This window comes from Brevibacterium sediminis (assembly GCF_024895295.1).
In the GTDB taxonomy this organism is placed as follows: domain Bacteria; phylum Actinomycetota; class Actinomycetes; order Actinomycetales; family Brevibacteriaceae; genus Brevibacterium; species Brevibacterium sediminis.
Genome location: NZ_JAHQRN010000010.1, coordinates 108,174 through 128,970, shown reverse-complemented (window position 1 = coordinate 128,970; position 20,797 = coordinate 108,174). Strand labels below are relative to the sequence as shown.

The window sequence follows — 20,797 nt, the reverse complement described above, 5'->3', positions numbered from 1 at the left end:
TGGATGGAGAAGAAAAGTGAGTAATCCTTCGCGGAACCGGCTGCAGTCAGCCGACTCCCAAGCGGGCGAAGGCATCGCGGAAGATGGTCAGCGAGTCCAGACCCGGCAGCTTCTGGACGCTCTTATCGAGCTTGTCCAGTTCGTCTGTGTGATCCTGGAAGAGATGACTCATCACATGCTTGACTTCGGCATCGTCCATCATCCCTGAGCCCACGGGCTTCCACAGCTTTCCCAGCGCCAGGCGCACGATCTTCTGAGCTCGTGGGTTGTCCTCGAGCCTCTGTCGTGCCTGAGTCGTGTAGAAGGCCACATGTCGAGTCTCCTGTTTGGCGATGCGCTCAAGCAGCGGAGAGAGCACCGGGTGGTCCTGCATCGCCGCCATCCTGCGATATCCGGCTGTGGCGGAGAGTTCGTTGGCCGCACCCCAAGCCATATGCACGGCAATGAAGTCCGTGCCCACCATGTTCGACAGCAGCGACTGCTTTGCAGGCCCGAGAGCGAGTTTCCACCCCAAGCTCATCCGCTTGGCTTTGACCTCGTCGTAATCGACGTGGATTCCGTGTTTCTCGAGCACGGCGGCCAACGCCTCTCCATGCCAGAACTCCTCACGGTTCCACATGGTCATGAATGCCGCCGTGGCGTCCTCACTGTGTGAAGGAGTGACGAGCAGCTCCCTGACGAAACATGTGGTGTGGTATTCGACGTCGCACATGTATCGCACCGACCGGAGAGTGTCTCTGTCCAAGGGCATGTCATCGAACACATCGAGATCCAGATCGGTCCAGTTCACCGCCTCGGACGTCTCGGCGTACTTGTCGAAGTCAAAGGCCATGGTTTCTCCCTGCTTGAGCATGGGCTCTGCGCGTCGAGCGCAGCGCCGCCGTCACTTGGTTCATCGAAGGCTGAGGGTTCCCCGGCAGGAACCGTCCGATCTCGGCATCCGAGTCGATCAGACGTCGTCTGTCGGAGGCAGATGCGAAGATGCTTGTCAGAGCGCCGGCCTCATCCGGTTCGGGCACTCCGACGATCCTCAGTGGAGCCCACGGCCGCATGAGGTGAGCACGAGCGGTGAGGGCTTCGATTCGTGATCGTCGGATCCGAGCCACCGCCTCCGAACGGAAGAAGCGGACGATCGTCTCGCGCCGGTCGATGATCTCGGTCAGGACGCGAGCGGCTTCACCGCTGAGACGTGCACACACTGCTCGTTCAGCTGCCTGGAGGCCCGCCTCCTGGATCGCGAGCCTGGCCATGTGTCCGGCGGTGAGAGGTTCCTTGACCAGTCCGCCGACGACAGGGGCGAGGATCGGCAGCCCCCGTTCGACCCACATTCCGCGCAGTCTCCGTGGCGTGCTCCCGCGAAAGTCCTCAGGGCTGAGGGTGGTTTCGAGCATGTCGCGCAGTGCCCGCGCCAACCAGTACCGCTCGTAGCCCCATCCCGTCACGAAGGCTGTGATTCGCGCTTCGTTGGACGTCCACGAGGCGAACATCGCCCGGGTCTCGGCCAGCGCTGAGTTCTCCAGTCGCCATAGGAAGCCGAGATCGCGTACCACGTCCCCGGCCACCTCGATGCGCTCTGAGTCGAATTCGATGCGTCCTCGAGCGTGAGCAAGATAGTCGTCGACATCGAATGCTGTGCGGAGCACGATGGGATGCTCTGCATCGGAGAACAGTCGTCCTCTGACGTGCCCGGGCGGATGTTCGACGAGGGGGTTGTGGAGTGTTCTGTCGCTTGTCACCATTCCATCACTTTCCATCGCTTCTTCAGTGCCAGGCCGTAGAGACCGAGATCCGGAGTGACGGCAACGGGGCTGCCGACGAGTTCGAGCCATGCGGCATCGCCCAGAGAGTCGCCGTAGCCGGTCGAACGTCCCAGATCGGCGCCCACGGTGTCGGCGTATTTGCGCAGCCAGTTCGCCCGAGCCTCATCGACCAGCGGAGGGCTAGCGAGGAAGCCCGAGAGAACACCGTCATCGGTGACGTCCATCCGGGTTGCGACCACCTCGTCGAAGAGATCGGACAGAGGTTCGACGAGGACATCGAGAGCGCCCGTGAGCAGGACCGTGCGGTGACCGGCCGCGCGGTGTTCGTCGATGAGCTGCCGGGCCTGGGGCCGGATGGAGTCGCGGATCGTCTGCCCGAGGCGGCCGGTGACGGCCGCTCGGAGCTCATCGAGTTCGAAGCCCTGATATCGGCGATTGACCATGCGGATGAGGTCCGAACGGTCGCGGTACTCGGCGCGCAGCAGTCCGGGGACGACTCCGGCCATCGTTCCCATCATCGCCGGCCACTTGTAGATCGGCTGCGTGGCGCGCACGACCGCCGCGAACTGCTGCACGATGTTCGCCGAAATCACCGTCCCGTCGAGGTCGAAGACGGCCAGAGCCTCGGAAGTGGGCGGCAGGGGGCGCGGAGTGGGCGGGGCCTCGCTCTGGCGGCGTCTGCGCGAATAGCTGCGGGTGAGTTCTGTGATCGCCGGGATGTGGACGTCCTGGAAGTATTCCGTCCAGTCGATCTCGGTCACGTCGAACCTGCGACTGGTCGGGCAGTCCTCCGGCAGTCGCTCAAGCAGCCGTCTCGTGTTCGCATCATCGAAGATCATCTCCGTCTTCGTGTACTGCTGGTACAGGTCGGCGAACTGACGCAGTGACTTCAGTTTGGCGTCGGTTCTGTGCAGCCGTGAGGTCAGAGCGCGTGTGCGCGTCGAGGCGGGCAGCCGCTCGACGACTTCGCGGCCGACGCCCGTGACCAGTTCCTTCAGCCGGATGCGCTGTTCGATGAGTTCGGAGCTGGGGAAGCTCCATTCGGGCACCACCGTGGGAACCCCCTCTGTGTCAGGCAGGGGATGGGCGAGGAAGTACTCGCGGACGGTTCCGACCATCTGGTGGAATGGCAGGGGATTGCTCGTGCCCGATACGACCTGGTAGTAGTCCGAATGACCTTGCTCCGGCTGTCCGGAGCTGCTGTCGTGCTCTGCCGGCTGCCGCTCGAGTGGACCCTGTTCGGCAAGGGCGAGGATGACATTGACGACATAGTCGACGGGAATGATGTCGAGCACCGAATCGGCGTGCCCGGGGAACTCCGAGAGGCTTCCTTTGGCGTAGGCCATGATGAGGGGGTCAGCGACCTTGAAGCCGTCGATCCACCCGGGGCTCGGTCGACGGAACGCGGATTCGATGATGGACGGGCGAACGAATGAGACCTGATGCCCCTCGGCTGCCCACTCTTCGCCGATCCGCTCGGCAAGCGCCTTGGTGAAGGTGTAGATGTCTGTCCACCCGAGGGACTGGGCACGGGTGCGGCCGAACTCCACGAGTCGATCCCGCACATAGCTCTCCCGGGCGGCTTCCGCCCCGGCGGCCACCGATTTCGGGCCCATCCGAGAGCTCTGTGCTTGAGCTGTGCGGATGAATCGGCGCAGCTTCTCCGGTTGCCGGGATTCGGCTTCGACGCTGGTCCTGGCCTGTCTGGCCGCCCGACACTCATCGTCATGATCGACGGTGTGGCGCAACCGGGACTCCTGCGCGACGCCCTTTGCGATCCCTCCGACATAGGCTGTCGAGACATGGATGACGTGGGGGCTCTGCTGCGATTCCGACAAGGCCGCGTAGAGTCGTTCGACGCCCCCGACATTGGTGTCGAACGCCTCGTCGATCGCGGCATCGAACGACACGCTCGACGCGGAGTGGATGACGACGTCAAAGCGATCGGTCAGGGGCGGCAGATCAGCGAGATCCCCCTCGAGTACCGTGACCCGCGATTCGAAGGCCTCGCGCACCGTCTTTTCGCCGACCCGATCGATCCAGGAAGCGAACACCGGCTTGCCGAGCAGCCGCTGCAGTCGATCATGTCCGGACTGTGTTCCGCGGGGACGAACGAGTGCAGTGATGGCGACGTGCGAGTCGCTTTCGAGGAGCGCTTGGAGCAGCGCCTGACCAAGGAACCCTGTGGCACCGGTCAAGAGGTATCGGCTGGGGTGCATGCGGAAACCTATCGGGTAGAGAGCGCGATTCGGTGGAAACGCGGATGCGGTTTACACAATTGATTCGGTGCGGACCGGTTTTTGGATGCCTGTATCGTAGCAATATGAATGTGGCCCTCATCACTGGTGGCACTGCGGGGATCGGTGCGGCTTTTGCCCGCGCTTTCGCCAGACGCGGTGTCAGCCTTGTCCTCGTCGCCCGAGACCCCGACACCCTGGAGTCGTCTGCCGAGCAGCTTCGCGCCGACTACGGCGTTCATGTCGATACGATCGCGGCTGACCTCGCCGACCGAGATGCCCAGGCCCGCGTGGCGGCTCGGATCGAGGAGCCCGGTTCGGAACCCGATATCGACATCGTGGTCAACAATGCGGGATTTTCGGTCCGATCGAGCCTGCTCAGCCCGGATGTCACCGAACATGATCGCGGCTTCGAAGTGATGCAGCGCGCTGTTCTGATCATCGGCGGTGCCGCCGCCAGAGCGATGAAGCATCGAGGGCGGGGATGGATCATCAATGTCTGCTCCGTCAGCGCTGGGCTGACGCAGAACAATTACACCGCCATCAAAGCGTGGACGCAGAACTACTCCGAGGCGCTGTCGGTTCAGACCGCAGGTACAGGGGTGAGTGTGACCGCTTTGGTGCCCGGATGGGTGCGCACTGAGTTCCATTCCCGAGCCGGCATCGCTGGAACGTCGATTCCCGACCTGCTGTGGATGGATGCGGACATGCTCGTGGAGGGGTGCTTGCGAGACGTCGCTCGCGGGAAGAGGATCTCGGTGCCGCAGCTGCGGTGGAAGATGATCTCGTCGACGCTTCGGGTGCTGCCGCGTCCGGCAATCCACCGTCTTTCCGCTCTGCTCACTTCTCGTCGGCAGCAGGAGGGGTAGGGCGGCGACGCTCGACCGGTCGAAGAAATTCGGGGAAATGCCCATCCGAATGCGATAGCGGCTCCGAACCAGTGGAGATGACTGATCACACTCTCTCCCCGCCGGCGCCGCCGAAGTACAGGTCGCGCATGCGCGCCGCGATGCGATTCCTCCTCCAACGTGTGCTCTTCCGCGGCCTCGTCCGTTCGACGATCACTCCGACGGTGAAGATCGCTCCAGGAGTGCGCAAGCTCGACCGAGGCTTTCTCGTGATTGCCAACCACACCTCGCACCTCGACGCGCCCATCATCGCGCAGAGTCTGCCGCGCAGACAGTCGCGGTTCCTTGCGACCGGAGTCGCCAACGACTACTTCTTCACCGTATGGCACAAGCGGCTCTTCGTCCGGTGGCTCTTCAACGCGTTTCCGATCTATCGCGAAGGATCACGCGGCAGCGCGCATCTGCCCCGCGCTCTGCTGCGCTCAGGTGTGCCGGTTCTGCTGTTCCCCGAGGGCGGTCGGCAGAAGTCAGGCACGATCGCTGATTTCAAGGTCGGGTCGATCAAGCTGGCCGTCGATGCTTCTGTCCCCATCGTGCCGACGGCCGTCGTCGGAGGCTACGAAGCGATGCCCAAAGGCTCTGCCTGGCCGGTGCCGGGCAGGCCACCTGTGCATGTGGTCTTCGGCGAACCGGTCACCGCCCGATCAGAGGAATCGCTGTCTGAGCTCACCGCGCGGGTGCAGCAACTCGTGGCGGAGCTCTTCGCCACGGGAGCCGACGACATCAGTGTCGGCAGTGAACACGCCGAATCGCCGGAAAGGACGAAGAAATGAGCGAACCCATGAGAATGCAGGACGTCAAGCGGCACCGCTGGTGGGGCTGGGGAGCCGAAGGAGTCGACTTCCGGTGGGAGACCAAACCCGACTTCGCTGCGATCGCCAAGGACAAAGTCGGTCTCGACCTCTGGAATGCTCCGCGGCCGACCACCCCGGCGCTCAGCGACCTGAACATACCCGAGTCTCGCATGTCAGCGAAGCTGATCGACGAGCTCGGCGCCGTGGTCGAGTCGGACAATGTCAGCGTCGACGACGAACTGCGCGTGGTCCATTCGTTCGGCCGCTCCCTGCCGGACCTCTACCGGGTGCGCCACGAGCCGATCACCCGCCTCGTCGACGCCGTCGTCTACCCAGGCAGCGAGGATGAGATCGCCGCTGTCCTCGCTCTCGTGCTTGACCGCGATCTCGTCCTCATCCCCTATGGCGGCGGCTCGTGCATCTCCGGCTCAGTGACCCCGAGCCCGGATGAGGAGCGTCCCATCGTCTCGCTGAATCTCGGGAGGATGCGTCGAGTCATCGACATCAACGAGTATTCGGGCCTCGCCCGAGTCGAAGCCGGAGCATACGGGCCCGACCTCGAGGAGCAGCTCAATCTTCGCGGATGGACGATGGGTCATTTCCCCGACTCGTTCAGCTATTCGACCCTCGGCGGATGGGCGGCGACCCGGTCATCGGGAATGCAGTCGGACAAGTACGGTGACATCGAAGACATCGTGCGTGGTCTTCGCGTCGTCCACCCTCGTGGCGTCATGATGAGCAAGCCCATTCCGGGCCGCGATTCGGGTCCCTCGGTGCATGAGATGGTCCTCGGCAGCGAAGGCCGTCTCGGTGTGATCTCGGAATGCACGGTGCAGGTGCATCGGCTGCCGAAGGTGCGGCAGGTCATCGCCTACCTCTTCCCCGATTGGGCGAGTGGAGTCGAGGCCATGCACGACATCGCCCGTTCCGAGGTCACGCCCGCGTTCACCCGTCTCTCAGACGGGCCCGAGACTCGGTTCAGTCTCGCGATGGTCTCTGAGCCGAAGGGTGTGAAGGCAACGATCGCGGCTCGCGGTCAGGACGCCCTGTTCGCCTACCTGCGGTCCAAAGGGTGGGACACGACAGAAGGCATGTGCCTGTCATACGTCTGCTTCGAAGGGTCGAAGGAGCGCGTGGCACGTGAGAAGGCCGAGGTGAAGGAACTCATCGCTCACCGAGGCGGAATCAGCCTCGGCTCCGGACCCGGCGCCGTCTACGATCAGAAGAAGTTCGACACCCCGTATCTGCGTGACTTCCTGCTCAACTACAAGGTCTTCGGCGATGTCTGCGAAACGGGAGTGACGTGGGGAGATCTCAAGAACGTCCATGCTCGGGTGCACGATCGATTCCGCCAGACCCGCAGCGAGCAGGGCGGACCGGGGTTCATGTTCTGCCATCTGTCCCACAGCTATTACGGCGGCGCCTGCCTGTACTTCACCTTCGCGATTCCCTACACGGACGAGGACACAGCGCTGGCGGAGTATCAGGACGTCAAGGACAGCATTCAGCAGGAGTTCATCGACTCCGGCGGAGGCCTGTCGCACCACCACGGAGTCGGCACCGAACACCAGCCGTGGCTCGTCGACGACATCAGCGAGCCGGGGGCATTCATGGTCGATGCCGTATTCCGCGCCACCGACCCCGGGCAGAACCTCAACCCGGGGAAAGTCCTCGGCGATCGAGCTCCGTCCTGAGGACGTTGACCTTGCTGGGCTGCATGCGTCCTCACCGGCCGGCGAGAATCTCCTCCAGACCGACAGCCTCAACGGGTATTCGATCGGCACTGCACAACGCAGCGACATACGGTCGAGGGCATGTGAGCCGGGAGATGTTGAGTGCGTCGAGTTCGGAATTTCCGGGGGCCGCGATCGTGGCCGTCCATTGTCCGTGTGGGCCGATTCCCGACGGCAGGTCCATGATTTCGATATCACTGGGCGGCACGGACAACCCGTGCCCGGTGGTCTTCACCGCGGCTTCCTTGCACACCCAGAGGTCGACGCGCTGACGCACGGAATCGCCGCCCTCGGTCAGAGTCTCCGTCGGGCCGAGGACGTAGTCGTCGAAGCCTGAGAAGACATCGGGAGGGACCTGTTCGATGTCGACTCCGATCGGTGAGATCCCCGGCGCCGAGGCGATCGCCACGGCCCCGTTCGACCGAGACAGGCTGAGCTCCGCCCCTGGGACTGTCGGCTTGCCATGAGGGCCGCCGCACGTGCGACAGCGGCGTGTCAGTTCCAATTCGCCGGCCTCTTCGAGGTCGACGCCTAGGCGGCGAGCCGCCATGAGTCGAAAGATCAGATGCGCCCCTTGGAACGCCGCCCGATCGGAGGGTCTGCGAAAGCGGTCCGCGCGAGCGGCCTCGTCCGGTGATAACAGCGAATCGAGCCACGAGTATTCGGCGAGCACTCGTTCGATCGCTGTTATGTCGCTGATGAGGTATTCGATCGGGGCTCTCGTCATCTCCGACTGATCCGACGGTACTGGGAGACGGCGATGGGAGAGAAGACGGCGATGACCGCAACGCAGCTGAGGATCGCATAGATGACGGCGTTGTCGGCCGCCCAGCCCGTGCTGGTGACGAACCCGACCGGCGGTGCGTTGCCGAACAGTTCTCGGACACTGGTGGCGACTGCGGTGATGGGATTCCACGCGGCGATCGTCTGCAGCGGGCCCGGAAGGGTGTCGATCGAGACCAAGGCTCCGGAGATGAAGGTGACGGGGAAGAGCCAGATGAGGCCGAGGCTCTGTGCCACCTCGACGCTCCTGGCCGTCAGTGCGATGACCGCACCGATCCACGACATGGCGAAGCTGAAGAGCAGCAGGAGCGTGATGCCCAGCAGGGCTGAGCCGAATCCCTCGGTGATGCGCCACCCGATGAGCAGACCGCAGATCATCGTCACCGCCACGGAGATGAGGCTGGTGACCAGGTCCGAGGATGTTCTGCCCAGAATCACGGCGACCCGTGACATCGGCAGCGAACGGAAACGGTCGATGAGTCCGAGCTGGAGGTCCTTGGCGAGGTAGACGGCGGTGAAGGAGGAATTGAAGGTCAGCGTCTGAGCCAGGATCCCGCCGATGAGGAACTCCCGGTACGGCCCGCCGCCGAGGCTGCCGCCGAAGACGAATGCGAGGAGGAAGACGAAGATCACCGGCTGGACGACTCCCGTGACCAGGGCCCCCGGAGTCCGACGGACGGTGAGCAGATTGCGCCAGGCGATGACGGAGCTGTCGCGAGCGGCGGAGACGAGTGGGGTCATGCTCCCACCTCGGCGGTGTCTTCCGGTGTCCGAGCGGGCCTCGCCGAGGTGGGCTGGCCGGTGAGATCGAGGAACACGTCGTCGAGCGTGGGACGGCACAGGGCCGCCTCGGTGACGGAATGCCCCTCGTCATCCAAGGCGGCGAGGACCTGCAGCAGATCCCTCTGTCCCTGTGGTGCGGACGCGGTGATGCGCTGTCCCGACGAGTCCGTCTGCGGGTGGGCGGAGTCGCCGATGATGCGGTCGAGGATCTGCAGGGTTCTGTCGAGGGAGTCGCGGTGGGTCAGTGTCAGTGTGATGCGTTCGGCACCGAGCTTGCCCTTGAGGTCCGTGGAGGTTCCCTCGGCGATGACGTGTCCGGAGTCGATGACGGCGATGCGATCGGCCAGCTGGTCGGCCTCCTCCAGGTACTGGGTCGTCAGCAGCACGGTGGTGCCGCCTCTGACCAGGGTGGTGATGACCTTCCAGGTGTCGAGCCGTGCGCGCGGGTCGAGCCCGGTGGTCGGTTCGTCGAGGATGACGACCGGCGGGCGCACGACCAGGGCCGAGGCCAGGTCGAGTCGTCGCCGCATGCCTCCCGAATAGGCGCCTGCGCGTTTGCCTGCGACGTCGCTGAGACCGAATTCGGCCAGCAGCTCGCGGGCGCGGGCCGCCGATTCCCGGCGGCTCATCCCGTAGAGGCGGGAGACCATGACGAGATTCTCGTACCCGGTGAGCTTTTCATCGACGGCCGCGTACTGGCCGGAGAGGCCGATGCTGCGGCGGACGGCAGTGGGATCGGCGGTCACCGAGTGGCCTGCCACGACGGCAGTGCCGGAGTCGGGGCGGATCAGTGTGGACAGGACCTTGACGGTCGTCGTCTTCCCGGCCCCATTGGGGCCGAGGAGACCGAAGATCTGTCCCTCCTCGATGTCAAGGCTGATGCCGTCGAGAGCTCGAAAGGCCCCATAGTTCTTCCTCAGGTTCTCCAGGCGAATCACTATGAGGCGATCTCGGTGAGTCGGCGCGGAGTGATGTCCGTCCAGTTCTCCTCGACGAATTCTAAGCAGTCTTCGCGGCTGGCCGGTCCGAACACGAGGACCCATCCCGCGGGCACATCGGCGAACGATGGCCACAGCGAATGCTGCTGCAGGTCATTGACCAGCACGCGGAAGGTCCCTGTTGTGTCATCGAAGGGGTTATTCACGGGGTTTCAGCTCCTAGTGGTGTTGCTTGGCGGGGTTTGGTTCCAGGAGTGGATGGAACTCATCTGTGATTCGGCGGCCTCGTCCATGTGGATGGACAGGACGGGAAGAATCTCTTCGAGAGCCTCGGCACTCAGCATGTCCGAGTGCCGGGCGTCGACCTCGGTGACGTGGATGTCGCCGGTGACGAACCGACGCCATGAGTCAGGACCGGGAGTGCCGTTCGGAACGTCCCGGGTCGCGGTGAAGAGCACCAGCTCACCGTCGAACGTCTCCACCGGGGCTTCGCGGATCAGCCTGGCCAGGGTGAAGAACCCGCGGGTCATCGCCGCAATGGTCTTAGGTGCCACATTGCCGAGGGGATCACCGTGTGCACGCAGGATCTCCAGGGCCCGTTCGTCATCGAGCCCCTCCGTCGTCTCCGTGATCGCCGGATGATTGGCGCCGAGGTAGTTCGCCCACAGCTCGGACCCTTCGCCGACATCGGCGTTGCGCTCCTGCCCGGTGGGGAAGGCGTCGAGAATTCCGAGGAACGCGACGGACTCGCCCTGCTCCTGAAGGCGGGTGGCCAGACGGTGAGCGAGGATGCCGCCGAGAGACCACCCGATCAGGTGGTAGGGGCCCGACGGCTGAACCGTCCGCAGATGGTCGATGTAGTCGTCGGCGAGTTCGGTCAGCGTCTGGGCCGTCATCTCCTCCGAGTCCCCAGGTGAGAGGCCGGGCATCTGCAGGCCGATCAGCGGGCGGTCCGGATCGAGGCCGTGGAGCATCGCGGCGAAACCCCAACTGATGCCCGTGGCCGGGTGAACGGCGAACAGCGGCGGCTTCGTACCCGCGCGGCGCAGCGGGAGCAGGCGGTGGAGGCTGTCGGCGATGGACCCCGCGCCGCCTCGGCCGACCTCGCGAACGAGCTGTTCGACGGTCGGTGAGCGGAACAGAGCCTGGACCGACAGATCGGCACCGAGGGCCTCGTTGACTGCTGCGATGAGCGGCCGGGCGAGAAACGAATGCCCGCCGAGTTCGAAGAACGACTCGTCGATGCCGACATGCGGCAGGGACAGCACGCGTGCGAAGATCGCGGCGACGGTCTCCTCCTGCGGCGTGCGTGGTGTCAGTCGCGATCCGACGGTCGCGGTCGACGGGTCGGGCAGGGCCGCCTCGTCGATCTTGCCGTGAGCGGTGAGGGGGATCTCGTCGATGACGACGAGGTGCGAGGGCGCCATGTAGGAGGGAACGACCGAGCGCACATGGTCGCGGGCCTCATCGGCGAGGAGGTCCCGAGACCAAGTCCCGGCAGCGTCCTCGGCGAGCTGGTCGTCGGTCTCCGTCCTCGCGCCGGCTCCGGCGACGATATAGCCGACGAGCTGCATCGTGGCAGGGTCCGTGCCGAACGGGCGGACGACGGCGTCCTTGACGCCCGGTGCCTGGCGCAGGGCCTGCTCGACCTCCCCGAGTTCGACTCGGTATCCGCGCAGCTGGATCTGATCATCGCTGCGACCGATGAACTTGAGCTCTCCGCCCTCGTGCCGGACGACGAGATCCCCGGTCCGGTACATGCGCTCGCCCGGGCCCCCGTGGGGGTCGGCGATGAAGCGTTCGGCGCTCAGCCCCGGTCGGCCCCGGTACCCGTGGGCCAACTGCTCGCCCGCCAGATACAGTTCCCCGATCGTCCCGGCCGGCACATGATGGAGGCGTTCATCGAGGACGTATCCGCGCATGCGCCCAAGCGGCGACCCGAGAATCGGAGTCGGGGAGGCACCCACAGGTGCGGCGAATGCGTCGACCGTGGTCTCCGTGGGCCCGTAGAGGTTGTGGGCGATGATGCCCGGGTGGCCACGCAGCCACTGCCAGAGATCGGGATCGATCGCTTCCCCGCCGAGGGCGAGGATGATCGGAGAGTCTTCTTCAGCGGCCTCAGCGATCATGCGCTCGAAATCCGGTTCGGCGGAGAGCAGACGAAGGTAGCTTGGTGTCGTCTCCCAGAATCCGATGCCGAGTCGGCGCAGATCGGCCGCCAGCTGCAGTGGATCGCGTTGGACGGCCTCCGAAGCGATGTGAAGCGGATGCCCGACCACCATCCACAGCAGCGGATCCCAAGCGGCATCGAAGCCGATTCCGGTGGTGTGGGCGACCGGAATCCGGTCGGCCTCATCGGTCGGGGTCGGCAGGAACCGTGCCCGGTGGGAGGCGAGGAGGTTCGCCAAGGCCGAGTGGCCGACTGCGACACCCTTGGGCCGGCCTGTCGAGCCGGAGGTGAAGGTGACATAGGCCGCCGAATCCCAGTGAGGCGTGGGCAGCGTCGCGGTCGTGGTCGCAGCGGTTGCCCTTGAGGTCGTGGATTCCTGAGGAGCAGGTGAGGGGCGAGTCGAACCGTCGGCAGGCGAGATCTCGATGATGTTCGGGGTGATCCCGGCACCGACGAGGAGGGGCGAGAGCTCTGAGGTGCTGCCCGACTGTGTGATGACGATGAGCGGTTCGGCGTCGGCGAGGATCGCAGTGGTGCGACCGCGGGGATAGTCGATGTCGATCGGGTTGTAAGCTGCACCGGACTTGAGCACGGCCAGTGTCGCGACGATGACGCCGAGGCCGCGACTCAGTCGAACGGAGACCGTTTCGCCGGCACCTGCTCCCTGGTCGATGAGCTCGTGCGCCAAACGGGACGAGGCGGCGTCGAGTTCGCGGTAGGACAGTGACGTCTGGTCGGACCGGACCGCTACGGCATCGGGCATTCGGGCTGCGGTGACGGCGAAGACGTCGAGCACCGGCGGCGGCGTGTCAGCAGGCATGTGGCCGGTGAGGGACTCGATCGCCGTCCGGGTTTCGACCGGGTCGAGCAGGGCGATGCCCTCAAGCGGTCGTTCGGGATCCTGCACGGCCTCATCGACGAATCGGGAGAATCGTCGGCAGATGTCGGCGATGGTCTCCGCGTCGAACATCGATGAGTTGTAATCGAGGACCACCGCAAGTCCCGCGTCGGCATCGCTGCGGCGGAAAGTGAACGAGAGGTCGAACTTCGCGTCACCGGTCTCGACCTCAGGTTCGATGCGAGTGGTGACCCCGGGCAGCTCGAGTTTCGGTGCTGCCGATTCCTCGAGGGATAGCATGACCTGGAACAGGGGATGGCGTCCCAGCTCGCGAGGCGGATTGACCGATTCGACGAGACGGTCGAACGGCACGTCGTCGAGTTCCACAGCATCGATGACTGCGGCGCGGGTGCGAGCCAGGAGCGCGCGCAGGCCGGGGCCCGCCGAGGTGTCGGTGCGGATCGGAACGGTGTTGACGAAGAGTCCGACCATGTCCTCCAGCGCCGGATCCGAACGTCCGGCGCTGGGGGAGCCGATGACGATGTCGTCACCGGCACCGAGCCTGTTGAGATAGCCGGCGAGCACGGAGTGCAGCGCCATGAACAGACTGGCCCCGTTCTCCGCGGCCACCGCTGCCAGACGGGCAGAGGTACGGGCGTCGAGGCTGAAGTGATGGTGACGACCCGACTGCCTGGCGGTCGTGGGACGGGGGCGATCGGCGGGCAGGGTGATGTCGGTGGGAATCCCCTCGAGCCGGTCGTGCCAGGTTTGGATCTTCCGTTCCAGGAGTGGGACCTCCGCTCCAAAGGCCTGCTGGTCCTCGAGAACATGGCGCTGCCAGAGCGCGAACTCGGCGTATTGGACCTCGAGGGTGCGCTGCATCGGATGGGCCGAGCCGCGCAGTGCGGCGTAGGCGGTGGACAGGTCCTGCGTCAGCGGTCTCAGCGAGGCGCCGTCGGTGGCGATATGGTGCATCACCAGGTGGAGGACCCACTCGTCGCCTTCAGTGAAGAGGCTCGCACGAATGGGAAGGTCGTGGCTGAGATCGAATCCGACGGCGGCCTCGTCCCGCATTCGCTCCGCGGTCTCCGTGCCAGAGGTCGTGGTGCGGCGTGCCATGAGACCCTCACCGGCGTCCGGGGGCAGGATCTGCTGGACGGGGCTGCCATCGACACTGGGGTAGATGGTGCGCAGGATCTCGTGTCGGGCGATCACGTCCGTCAGCGCCTGGCCGAGGGACTCTGCGTCGAGATCTCCGGAGAATCGGACAGCCAGGGAGATGGTGTAGTCCGAGGCGTCGGTGTCGAGCTGATTGAGGAAGTGCAGCCGCGCCTGCCCATAGGACAGAGGGATCAGCTGCGGGCGGGTGGGTCCGTGCGACCGACTCCACGCGGTGAGGCTCAGCTGTGGCGCACCGTCGGCCGATTCCGCCGTGGTCGTGGGGTCCTCGGCGGGTTCCGCCTCGGTGGGGCCGCGAGAATCGAGTCGATGCAGCAGCGCAGCCGGGGTGGGAGAGTCGAAGATTGCGCGCAGGGGCAACTCGGTGTCGAAGGCAGTCCGGATGCGGCCGATGAGGGAGACCGCCAGCAGCGAATGCCCGCCGAGGTCGAAGAAGTCGTCGTCGAGGCCGATCTCCTCTGTGCCGAGCACGGACGAGAAGACTCGGCACATGGTGTGTTCGTCCACGGTGCGCGCGGCTCTGGAGTGCTTGGTCCCCGAAGCAGTGGGGGCAGGAAGCCGGGAGCGGTCGAGTTTGCCGTGTGAGGTCAGTGGGATCGAGTCGAGACCGACGAGGATGTGGGGGACCATCGGTGCCGGCAGCTGGGCGGCGAGGTGATCGCGGAGGGCGGCCTCGTCGGCGTCCCCGGTGTAGTAGCCGATGAGCCGTGCCGATTCAGGATCCGTGAGATTCTCGACGATGGCCGCCGCTTGGGTGACGCCGCTGCCCGAGGCCAGGGCGTTCTCGACGTCTCCGAGCTCGACCCTGTATCCGCGCAGTTTGATCTGGTCGTCATCGCGGGAGACGAAGTCGAGGCTGCCGTCGGGGTTTCGGCGCACGAGGTCGCCGGTCCGGTACATCCGAGCGCCCGGTTCGAGAGGATCGGCGACGAATCGTGTTGCCGTCTCCTTCGGTCTGTTGACGTAGCCGGAGGCGATTCCGGCGCCCGCGAGATAGAGATCGCCGACGACTCCGTGGGGGACATCACGCAGATGCTGATCGAGGACCATGGTTCGAACATTCCTGATCGGATGGCCGATGGTGGGTCGGTCTCCCGCGACCGCGGCGGTGACGGAATCGATGGTGAATTCGGTGGGACCGTAGAAGTTGTGGGCTCGCACCTTGGGGTTTGCAGCAAGCTCCTGCCAGAGATCGGCGGGCACGGCCTCTCCGCCGAGGGCGAGCGACAGCGGGAATCGGTCTTCCTCGGTTACGTTCTCGAACAGTCCTGAGATGATGAGCTGCCTGACGAACGAAGGGGTGGTCTCGAGGGCCCGGATCTCGTGCTCGCGGCAGAATCGGACGAGTGCTTCGGCATCGCGGCGGATCTCGTCGCCGACGATGTGCAGGCTCGCTCCGGCCACGAGCCAGAGCACCGGGTCCCAGGCGGCGTCGAAGCCCAACCCCGCCGTGTGCGCTGCCTGGACCGGTCCGATGTCGAGTCCCGCCTCGGCGAAGATGGTCTCCCGATGATGGGCCAGCAGATTCAGCAGGGCACTGTGGGGGACTGCCACGCCCTTCGGGGTGCCGGTCGATCCGGAGGTGTACATCTCATAGGCGCGGTCGCTCGGAGCCGGACGGTCGGCTCCGTGACGACCGAGTTCGGCGGTTTCATCGTCACGTCGACCCGCCTCGGCGGTGTGGAGTTCGGTGGTGCCGATCGCTGTGCCCGGGCGGACCGGGAGCTCAGCCTCGTCGGTAATGACGGCTGCGGGGGCGCTCGCGTCGAGGATCAGCCGGATCCGCTCTCCGGGGTAGCTGAGGTCGATGGGCACAGCGACTGCCCCGATCGAGAGCACGGCCAAGGGCGCCGCGATGGCGTCGGCGGACCGGGGAAGGGCAATGGCGACGGTGTCTCCCGCTGTGATTCCTCGGGCGGCCAGGACATGAGCGATCCGATCGATGCGGGTCCCGAGTCCGGCGAAGGTCAGCTCGCCGTCGTCGGCGATGAGCGCCCGGCGTTCGGGATGCCTCCTGATCGTCGAATCGAGGACGTCGAGGACCGTCGACTCAGGTGCGACCGCGTCGCGGCCCTGACCCTGAGCGCGGATCTCTGCGAGCTCGTCCGGGCGCAGCACCTCGAGTTCGCCCAGCGGTGTGTGCGGGTCGGCGGCGAACTGGTTGATCACATGGACGAAACGTGCGGCTATGGCTTCGGCGGTGGATTCGTCGAAGAGCGCGGAGTCGAACTCGAGGGAGCCGGTGATGCCGGCAGCCTCATTGACCGTGTGCATGTCACCGAGCGTGTGAGGCGCGCCCTCGTTCTCGCGTTCGGCAAGGTCGAGGAGGAGGTCGAACTTCGCCTCCGACACCTCTGGCCCCGGTGCGGGTTCGACGTCGAGGTCACCCATGTCCAGAGCCGCGGGGGCAGTGTTCTGCAGGGTCAGCATGACCTGGAACAGCGGATGGAGCTGATCCGAACGTGGGGGTGCGAGTTCGTCGACGACGCGTTCGAACGGCGCATCCTGATTGGCATAGGCGGAGAGGTTGGACGCGCGGACCCGATCGACGACATCGACGAGGCTGGGGTTGCCGGAGGTGTCGGTGCGCAGAACGATGGTGTTGACGAAGAAGCCGATGAGATCGTCGAGTTTCGTCTCTGTCCTGCCGGCGACGGGAGTGCCGATGGGAATGTCGTTGCCGGCACCGAGCTTGCTCAGCAGCACAGCGAAGGCGGCCTGCAGGACCATGAACAGGCTGGCGTTGCGCTCGCCGGAGAGCCGGCGCAGACCGGTGTGGGTCTCGGCGTCGATGTCGACCGGGATCCTGCGGGAGACACGGGCGGTGTTCTGTGCGCTCCTCGGCCGATCGACGGGGAGTCTGAGTTCGACCGGAGCCCCAGTCAGTGTGTTCTTCCAATAGGCCAGCTGGTCGGCGATCTCGCTGTCGGGGTTGTCTTCGGAGCCGAGAGTTCTCCGCTGCCACAGTGCGTAGTCGGCGTATTGGATCGGCAGCTCGGGGATGGTGGGGGTGGCGCCGCGAGCCCGGGCGCGGTAGGCCTCGGAGAGGTCACCGGCCAGGGGCCTCAGCGACCAGCCGTCGGCGGCGATGTGGTGGAGCGTGAGGAGCAGGAGATGATCCTCGGTGCCCAGCCTGATCAGCAGGGCCCGGATCGGCAGCTGCGTCGAAACGTCGAAGCCGTGTGTCGCCTCCGCATCGACGGTGTGATCGACGAGGTCCTCGCTGATCTCCACAATGGGCAGGGCGATCTGCGCATCGTCGGCGGCGCGGACCACCTGTTCGGGCTGACCCTCGTTCCACGGGAACACGGTGCGCAGGCTCTCGTGCCGAGCGACGACGTCGTTGATTGCAGAACGCAGAGCATGGGTGTCCAAGTCTCCGCGGATGCGCAGGGTGAGCGGAATGTTGTAGGCCGCGGATGCCGGGTCGAACTGGTTGAGGAACCATAGACGGCTCTGCGCGTAGGACAGGGGAACGGTCGCGGGACGGTTTGCGGCGACGAGTTCGTCTGCCGGCTCCTGCGCCGTGTCGTCGAGGTCGAGCCCGGCACTGAGTTCGCGGACGGTGGGATGGTGGAAGATCTCGCTCAGGGCGGGTGGGGAGGCGAACCTCTCCCGCAGTGAGGCCACCAGCTGGGTGGCGAGCAGGGAGTGCCCGCCGAGTTCGAAGAAGTCATCGTCGATGCCGACGGTCTCCACCCCCAGCACTTGGGCGAAGGCCTCGGCTACGGCCTGCTCCTGGGCCGTCCTTGGTTCTGCCGATTCCGATTTCGTCGACTGCGGTTCCGGCAGCGCGGCGCGGTCGAGCTTGCCGTTGACGGTGAGGGGTATCTGTTCGATCTGTGTGATGAACGAGGGGACCATGTAGTCGGGCACGTGCGTCTTCATGTGGCGGCGCACCTCGGCGGTATCGATCTGCTCATCGGCGGTGATATAGCCGAGAAGCTGACTGTAGCCGGCCTGGTTCTGTCCCAGGATGACCGCGGCCGACCGGATCCGGGTGTCCGACTGGAGAGCGAGCTCGACCTCGGAGAGTTCGACGCGATAGCCGCGCAGTTTGATCTGCTCATCGGCCCGGCCCAGGAACTCGATGCCTCCGGCCAGAGGTCTGCGGACGATGTCGCCGGTGCGATACATTCTGGAGCCGTCGTCGGCGAAGGGGTCGGCGATGAATCGTTCTGAGGTGGTGGCCGGGCGACCCACGTAGCCGCGCGCCAGATTCAGCCCCGCAATGTAGAGCTCCCCACGCGCCTGCGCGGGAACGGGGGCCAACCGGGAGTCGAGGACGTAGTACCTGGTGTTCGCCACGGAGCCGCCGAGTTCGGGTGAGGCACCGGCGACGATCGGAGCGGTGAGACTGTCGACCGTTGTTTCCGCCGGGCCGTACAAGTTAAAGGAGTCCACCTCGGGCAGGGCCGCGAGCTGATCCCAGAGACCGCGTTCGACCGCTTCGCCGCCCAGGGCGACGACGCTGGGATGCTCGGTGCCGCTGAACGTGCCGTGCGCGAGAAGGGCCTTGACGAATGAAGGAGTCGTCTCGATCGAGTCGATGCCGTGGGCGGCGAAGTAGTCGGTGAGAGTTTCGGGGTCACGGCGGGTGATCGAGTCGATGAGGTGGAGTTCGTGTCCGGCGAAGAGCCACAGCAGCGGATCCCAGGAGGCATCGAAAGAAATCCCTGCCGTGTGCGCCACACGCAGTCCTCGTCCAAGCCGTTGGGCGGCCGGATCGAAGATGGTCTCTTTGTGGCTGTGGAAGAGATTGAGCAGCGACCGGTGCTCGACCCCGATGCCCTTGGGTCGACCGGTCGACCCGGAGGTGAAGATGACGTAGGCGAGGTCGTCGGGAGCAGGAGTCGATCCGGTCTGCTGTGATCCGGCCTGGGTCGACTCGGGCACGGGCGCTGCCGACTGCAGTTCCGCATCGATGTCGATGACGGGACGATCGGTGGTCATACTCGTCTCTCCGGCGGGACCCGACACGGTTGGGGAGTTGATGACGAGCGCCGGCGCGGAATCGGCGATCATCGCTTCGATGCGGTCGGCCGGATAGTCAGGGTCGAGGGGTACGTAGGCGGCACCTGTTTTGAGGATTCCGAGCACGGCTATGGGCAACGAGGTGGACCGGCCCAAGCGTGCCGCGATGCGAGCCCCGGGTCCTGCACCGAAGTCCCGAAGATAGTCGGCAAGCTGAGTCGAGCGTCGGTCGAGTTCGCAGAAGCTGATGTGCCCGTCCTCGGCGACGACCGCGGTGGCGAATGGGGACTTGCGGGCGTGACGGGAGAATTCCTCCACCACGGTGTGGCGGGGGAGACTCTGCTCGGGTCCCCTGCCCCCTGCGATGAGTTCGTCGGACTCGCCGGCATCGATGAGCGAGAGTCCCGCCAGGTGCTGATCTTCACTGGCGTCGAACTGGCACAGGACGGAGAGGAACTGCCGCAGGTGCTCGGCGAGGCTGTGCTGATCGTAGAGTTCGGCGTTCGCCTCGAATCGAACGATTGCCGGCCTGCTGCCTCCATCGGAGCTGGGATCCGCTCCGATGCCGTGGATGATGATCGAGAGGTCATCGACCGGGCCGGTCGACAGCAGGTGCAGCGAGGCGGTCGGCATTCCGAAGTCGATGTCGTCGACGTGCGGGAAGATGTTGACCGAAGGTCCGATGTAGTCGCTGTCGGTGCTCAGCTCCTGATATTGGAAGCGCTGGTGGATGAGCGTCTCACGCAGCGTAGCGCCGGCGCCGGCGACGAGATCTGCCGACGTCATCCCCGGTGCTGCCTGCAGCTGCACCGGCAGGATCTTCGACATCATGGACGGCACTGATTTGGACAGGGCGCTGCGACGGGCAGTGACCGGAAGGCCCACCGAGATTGACTCTCGCCCGGTCATGCGGTGCAGGTAGGCTGCTGCGGCGCTGAGAATGAGCGTCGGTGCCGACCGAGAATCGGCCAGGCGCGATGAGAGCTCTCGGGGGATGTCGGCATTGCAGGTGACAAGCCGTCGTGCCGGTGATGCCGGACGGTCGGCCAAGCCGGTGGCCGTCTCCGACTCGGAGCGCACCTGCTTCCAGAACTCGGCATCGGTGGTGAAGCGCTGCGAGGAACGGTACTGAGCCTCCTCGGCCACCAGATCGTCGAGGCTGCCGAAGGGTGAGTCCGATGCGGTTCCCTGATCGGCGAGTTCCCGGTAGACCTGGGATTCGCGGCGGAGGACGAGGATGGCGGAATAGCCGTCGACGAGGAGGTGGTGGGCCCGCTGATAGAAGATCCAGTGGTCGGGTCCGATGTGGAACAGCTGGGACCGGAGCAGTTCACCCTCATCGACATCGTGGACGGTTTCGAGATCCTCCTGCATCAGCGCATGAGCTGAGGCTTCGGGATCCTCACTCGACTCCGTCCGCAGATCTCGGACCAGCAGATGGCTGCGTGCCGGTCCGAGCTTTTGGAAGGGTCCCTTTTCGTCCTCGCCGAAGACGACATTGAGCGAGTCGGCTTCGGCTACGGTCGTGGCGACCGCCTTGCGCATTCTGTTGACATCGAGCGGTCCACGAATATCGATATAGAGCCCGATCTGGAACGTCGGGTTGTCGGGTTCGATCTTCTGGGCGTACCAGATTCCGCGCTGTGCTGAGGTGAGGTCGATTCGAGCGTTCTCGTCAGTCATCGTGTCTTTCGCATTGG

At 65.2% G+C, this 20,797-nt stretch carries 11 protein-coding genes; 3 read left to right on the top strand and 8 right to left on the bottom strand.

The annotated features are described in order from the left end of the window. Window positions 1-46: 46 nt before the first annotated feature. The 3 genes from KTJ89_RS18190 to KTJ89_RS18180 are packed head-to-tail and all read right to left on the bottom strand — an operon-like array spanning window position 47 to window position 3,979. Window positions 47-832 carry a ferritin-like domain-containing protein gene (locus tag KTJ89_RS18190; protein WP_181276381.1) on the bottom strand — a complete coding sequence of 262 codons (786 nt, stop codon included), beginning with the start codon at window positions 830-832 and terminating at the stop codon, window positions 47-49. Next, a complete protein-coding gene (locus tag KTJ89_RS18185; RefSeq protein ID WP_259358827.1) occupies window positions 822-1,739 on the bottom strand; it encodes a hypothetical protein in 918 nt (305 codons plus the stop codon). The genes KTJ89_RS18190 and KTJ89_RS18185 overlap by 11 nt, the downstream gene beginning before the upstream one ends. Continuing rightward, the gene (locus KTJ89_RS18180; protein ID WP_259358826.1) at window positions 1,733-3,979 is read right to left on the bottom strand and encodes an HAD-IB family hydrolase; all 2,247 of its coding nucleotides are present in this window, start codon (window positions 3,977-3,979) and stop codon (window positions 1,733-1,735) included. Before KTJ89_RS18180 ends, KTJ89_RS18185 begins: the two co-directional genes overlap by 7 nt. A gap of 104 nt (window positions 3,980-4,083) precedes the next feature. On the opposite strand from KTJ89_RS18180, the gene KTJ89_RS18175 reads away from it, so the two are divergent. The 3 genes from KTJ89_RS18175 (at window position 4,084) to KTJ89_RS18165 (ending at window position 7,393) form a co-directional block, all read left to right on the top strand. Continuing rightward, window positions 4,084-4,866 (top strand): SDR family NAD(P)-dependent oxidoreductase, encoded by a 783-nt coding sequence (locus KTJ89_RS18175; RefSeq protein ID WP_259358825.1) that lies wholly within the window; start codon window positions 4,084-4,086, stop codon window positions 4,864-4,866. Window positions 4,867-4,943: 77 nt separating this feature from the next. After that, window positions 4,944-5,678 carry a lysophospholipid acyltransferase family protein gene (locus KTJ89_RS18170; RefSeq protein WP_259358824.1) on the top strand — a complete coding sequence of 245 codons (735 nt, stop codon included), beginning with the start codon at window positions 4,944-4,946 and terminating at the stop codon, window positions 5,676-5,678. Next, window positions 5,675-7,393: an FAD-binding oxidoreductase gene (locus KTJ89_RS18165; RefSeq protein ID WP_259358823.1), complete on the top strand. Its 1,719-nt coding sequence runs from the start codon at window positions 5,675-5,677 to the stop codon at window positions 7,391-7,393. Before KTJ89_RS18170 ends, KTJ89_RS18165 begins: the two co-directional genes overlap by 4 nt. Window positions 7,394-7,424: 31 nt before the next feature. Here KTJ89_RS18165 and KTJ89_RS18160 read toward each other — a convergent pair whose 3' ends face one another. The 5 genes from KTJ89_RS18160 to KTJ89_RS18140 are packed head-to-tail and all read right to left on the bottom strand — an operon-like array spanning window position 7,425 to window position 20,780. Then, a complete protein-coding gene (locus tag KTJ89_RS18160; RefSeq protein ID WP_259358822.1) occupies window positions 7,425-8,159 on the bottom strand; it encodes a 4'-phosphopantetheinyl transferase family protein in 735 nt (244 codons plus the stop codon). Beyond that, a complete protein-coding gene (locus tag KTJ89_RS18155) occupies window positions 8,156-8,956 on the bottom strand; it encodes an ABC transporter permease (RefSeq protein ID WP_259358821.1) in 801 nt (266 codons plus the stop codon). Before KTJ89_RS18155 ends, KTJ89_RS18160 begins: the two co-directional genes overlap by 4 nt. Further along, window positions 8,953-9,936, bottom strand: a complete 984-nt coding sequence (locus KTJ89_RS18150; RefSeq protein WP_259358820.1) for an ATP-binding cassette domain-containing protein — start codon at window positions 9,934-9,936, stop codon at window positions 8,953-8,955. The genes KTJ89_RS18155 and KTJ89_RS18150 overlap by 4 nt, the downstream gene beginning before the upstream one ends. Then, a complete protein-coding gene (locus KTJ89_RS18145) occupies window positions 9,936-10,142 on the bottom strand; it encodes an MbtH family protein (RefSeq protein ID WP_259358819.1) in 207 nt (68 codons plus the stop codon). The genes KTJ89_RS18150 and KTJ89_RS18145 overlap by 1 nt, the downstream gene beginning before the upstream one ends. 6 nt (window positions 10,143-10,148) lie before the next feature. After that, a complete protein-coding gene (locus tag KTJ89_RS18140) occupies window positions 10,149-20,780 on the bottom strand; it encodes a non-ribosomal peptide synthetase (protein WP_259358818.1) in 10,632 nt (3,543 codons plus the stop codon). Window positions 20,781-20,797 lie beyond the last annotated feature (17 nt).

Excerpts from the sequence above, each read along its gene's own strand:
- KTJ89_RS18190 (WP_181276381.1), bottom strand. The coding sequence starts at position 832 with ATGGCCTTTGACTTCGACAAGTACGCCGAGACGTCCGAGGCGGTGAAC.
- KTJ89_RS18185 (WP_259358827.1), bottom strand. The coding sequence starts at position 1,739 with ATGGTGACAAGCGACAGAACACTCCACAACCCCCTCGTCGAACATCCG.
- KTJ89_RS18180 (WP_259358826.1), bottom strand. The coding sequence starts at position 3,979 with ATGCACCCCAGCCGATACCTCTTGACCGGTGCCACAGGGTTCCTTGGT.
- KTJ89_RS18160 (WP_259358822.1), bottom strand. The coding sequence starts at position 8,159 with ATGACGAGAGCCCCGATCGAATACCTCATCAGCGACATAACAGCGATC.
- KTJ89_RS18140 (WP_259358818.1), bottom strand. The coding sequence starts at position 20,780 with ATGACTGACGAGAACGCTCGAATCGACCTCACCTCAGCACAGCGCGGA.
- KTJ89_RS18170 (WP_259358824.1), top strand. The coding sequence starts at position 4,944 with ATGACTGATCACACTCTCTCCCCGCCGGCGCCGCCGAAGTACAGGTCG.
- KTJ89_RS18175 (WP_259358825.1), top strand. The coding sequence starts at position 4,084 with ATGAATGTGGCCCTCATCACTGGTGGCACTGCGGGGATCGGTGCGGCT.
- KTJ89_RS18155 (WP_259358821.1), bottom strand. The coding sequence starts at position 8,956 with ATGACCCCACTCGTCTCCGCCGCTCGCGACAGCTCCGTCATCGCCTGG.
- KTJ89_RS18165 (WP_259358823.1), top strand. The coding sequence starts at position 5,675 with ATGAGCGAACCCATGAGAATGCAGGACGTCAAGCGGCACCGCTGGTGG.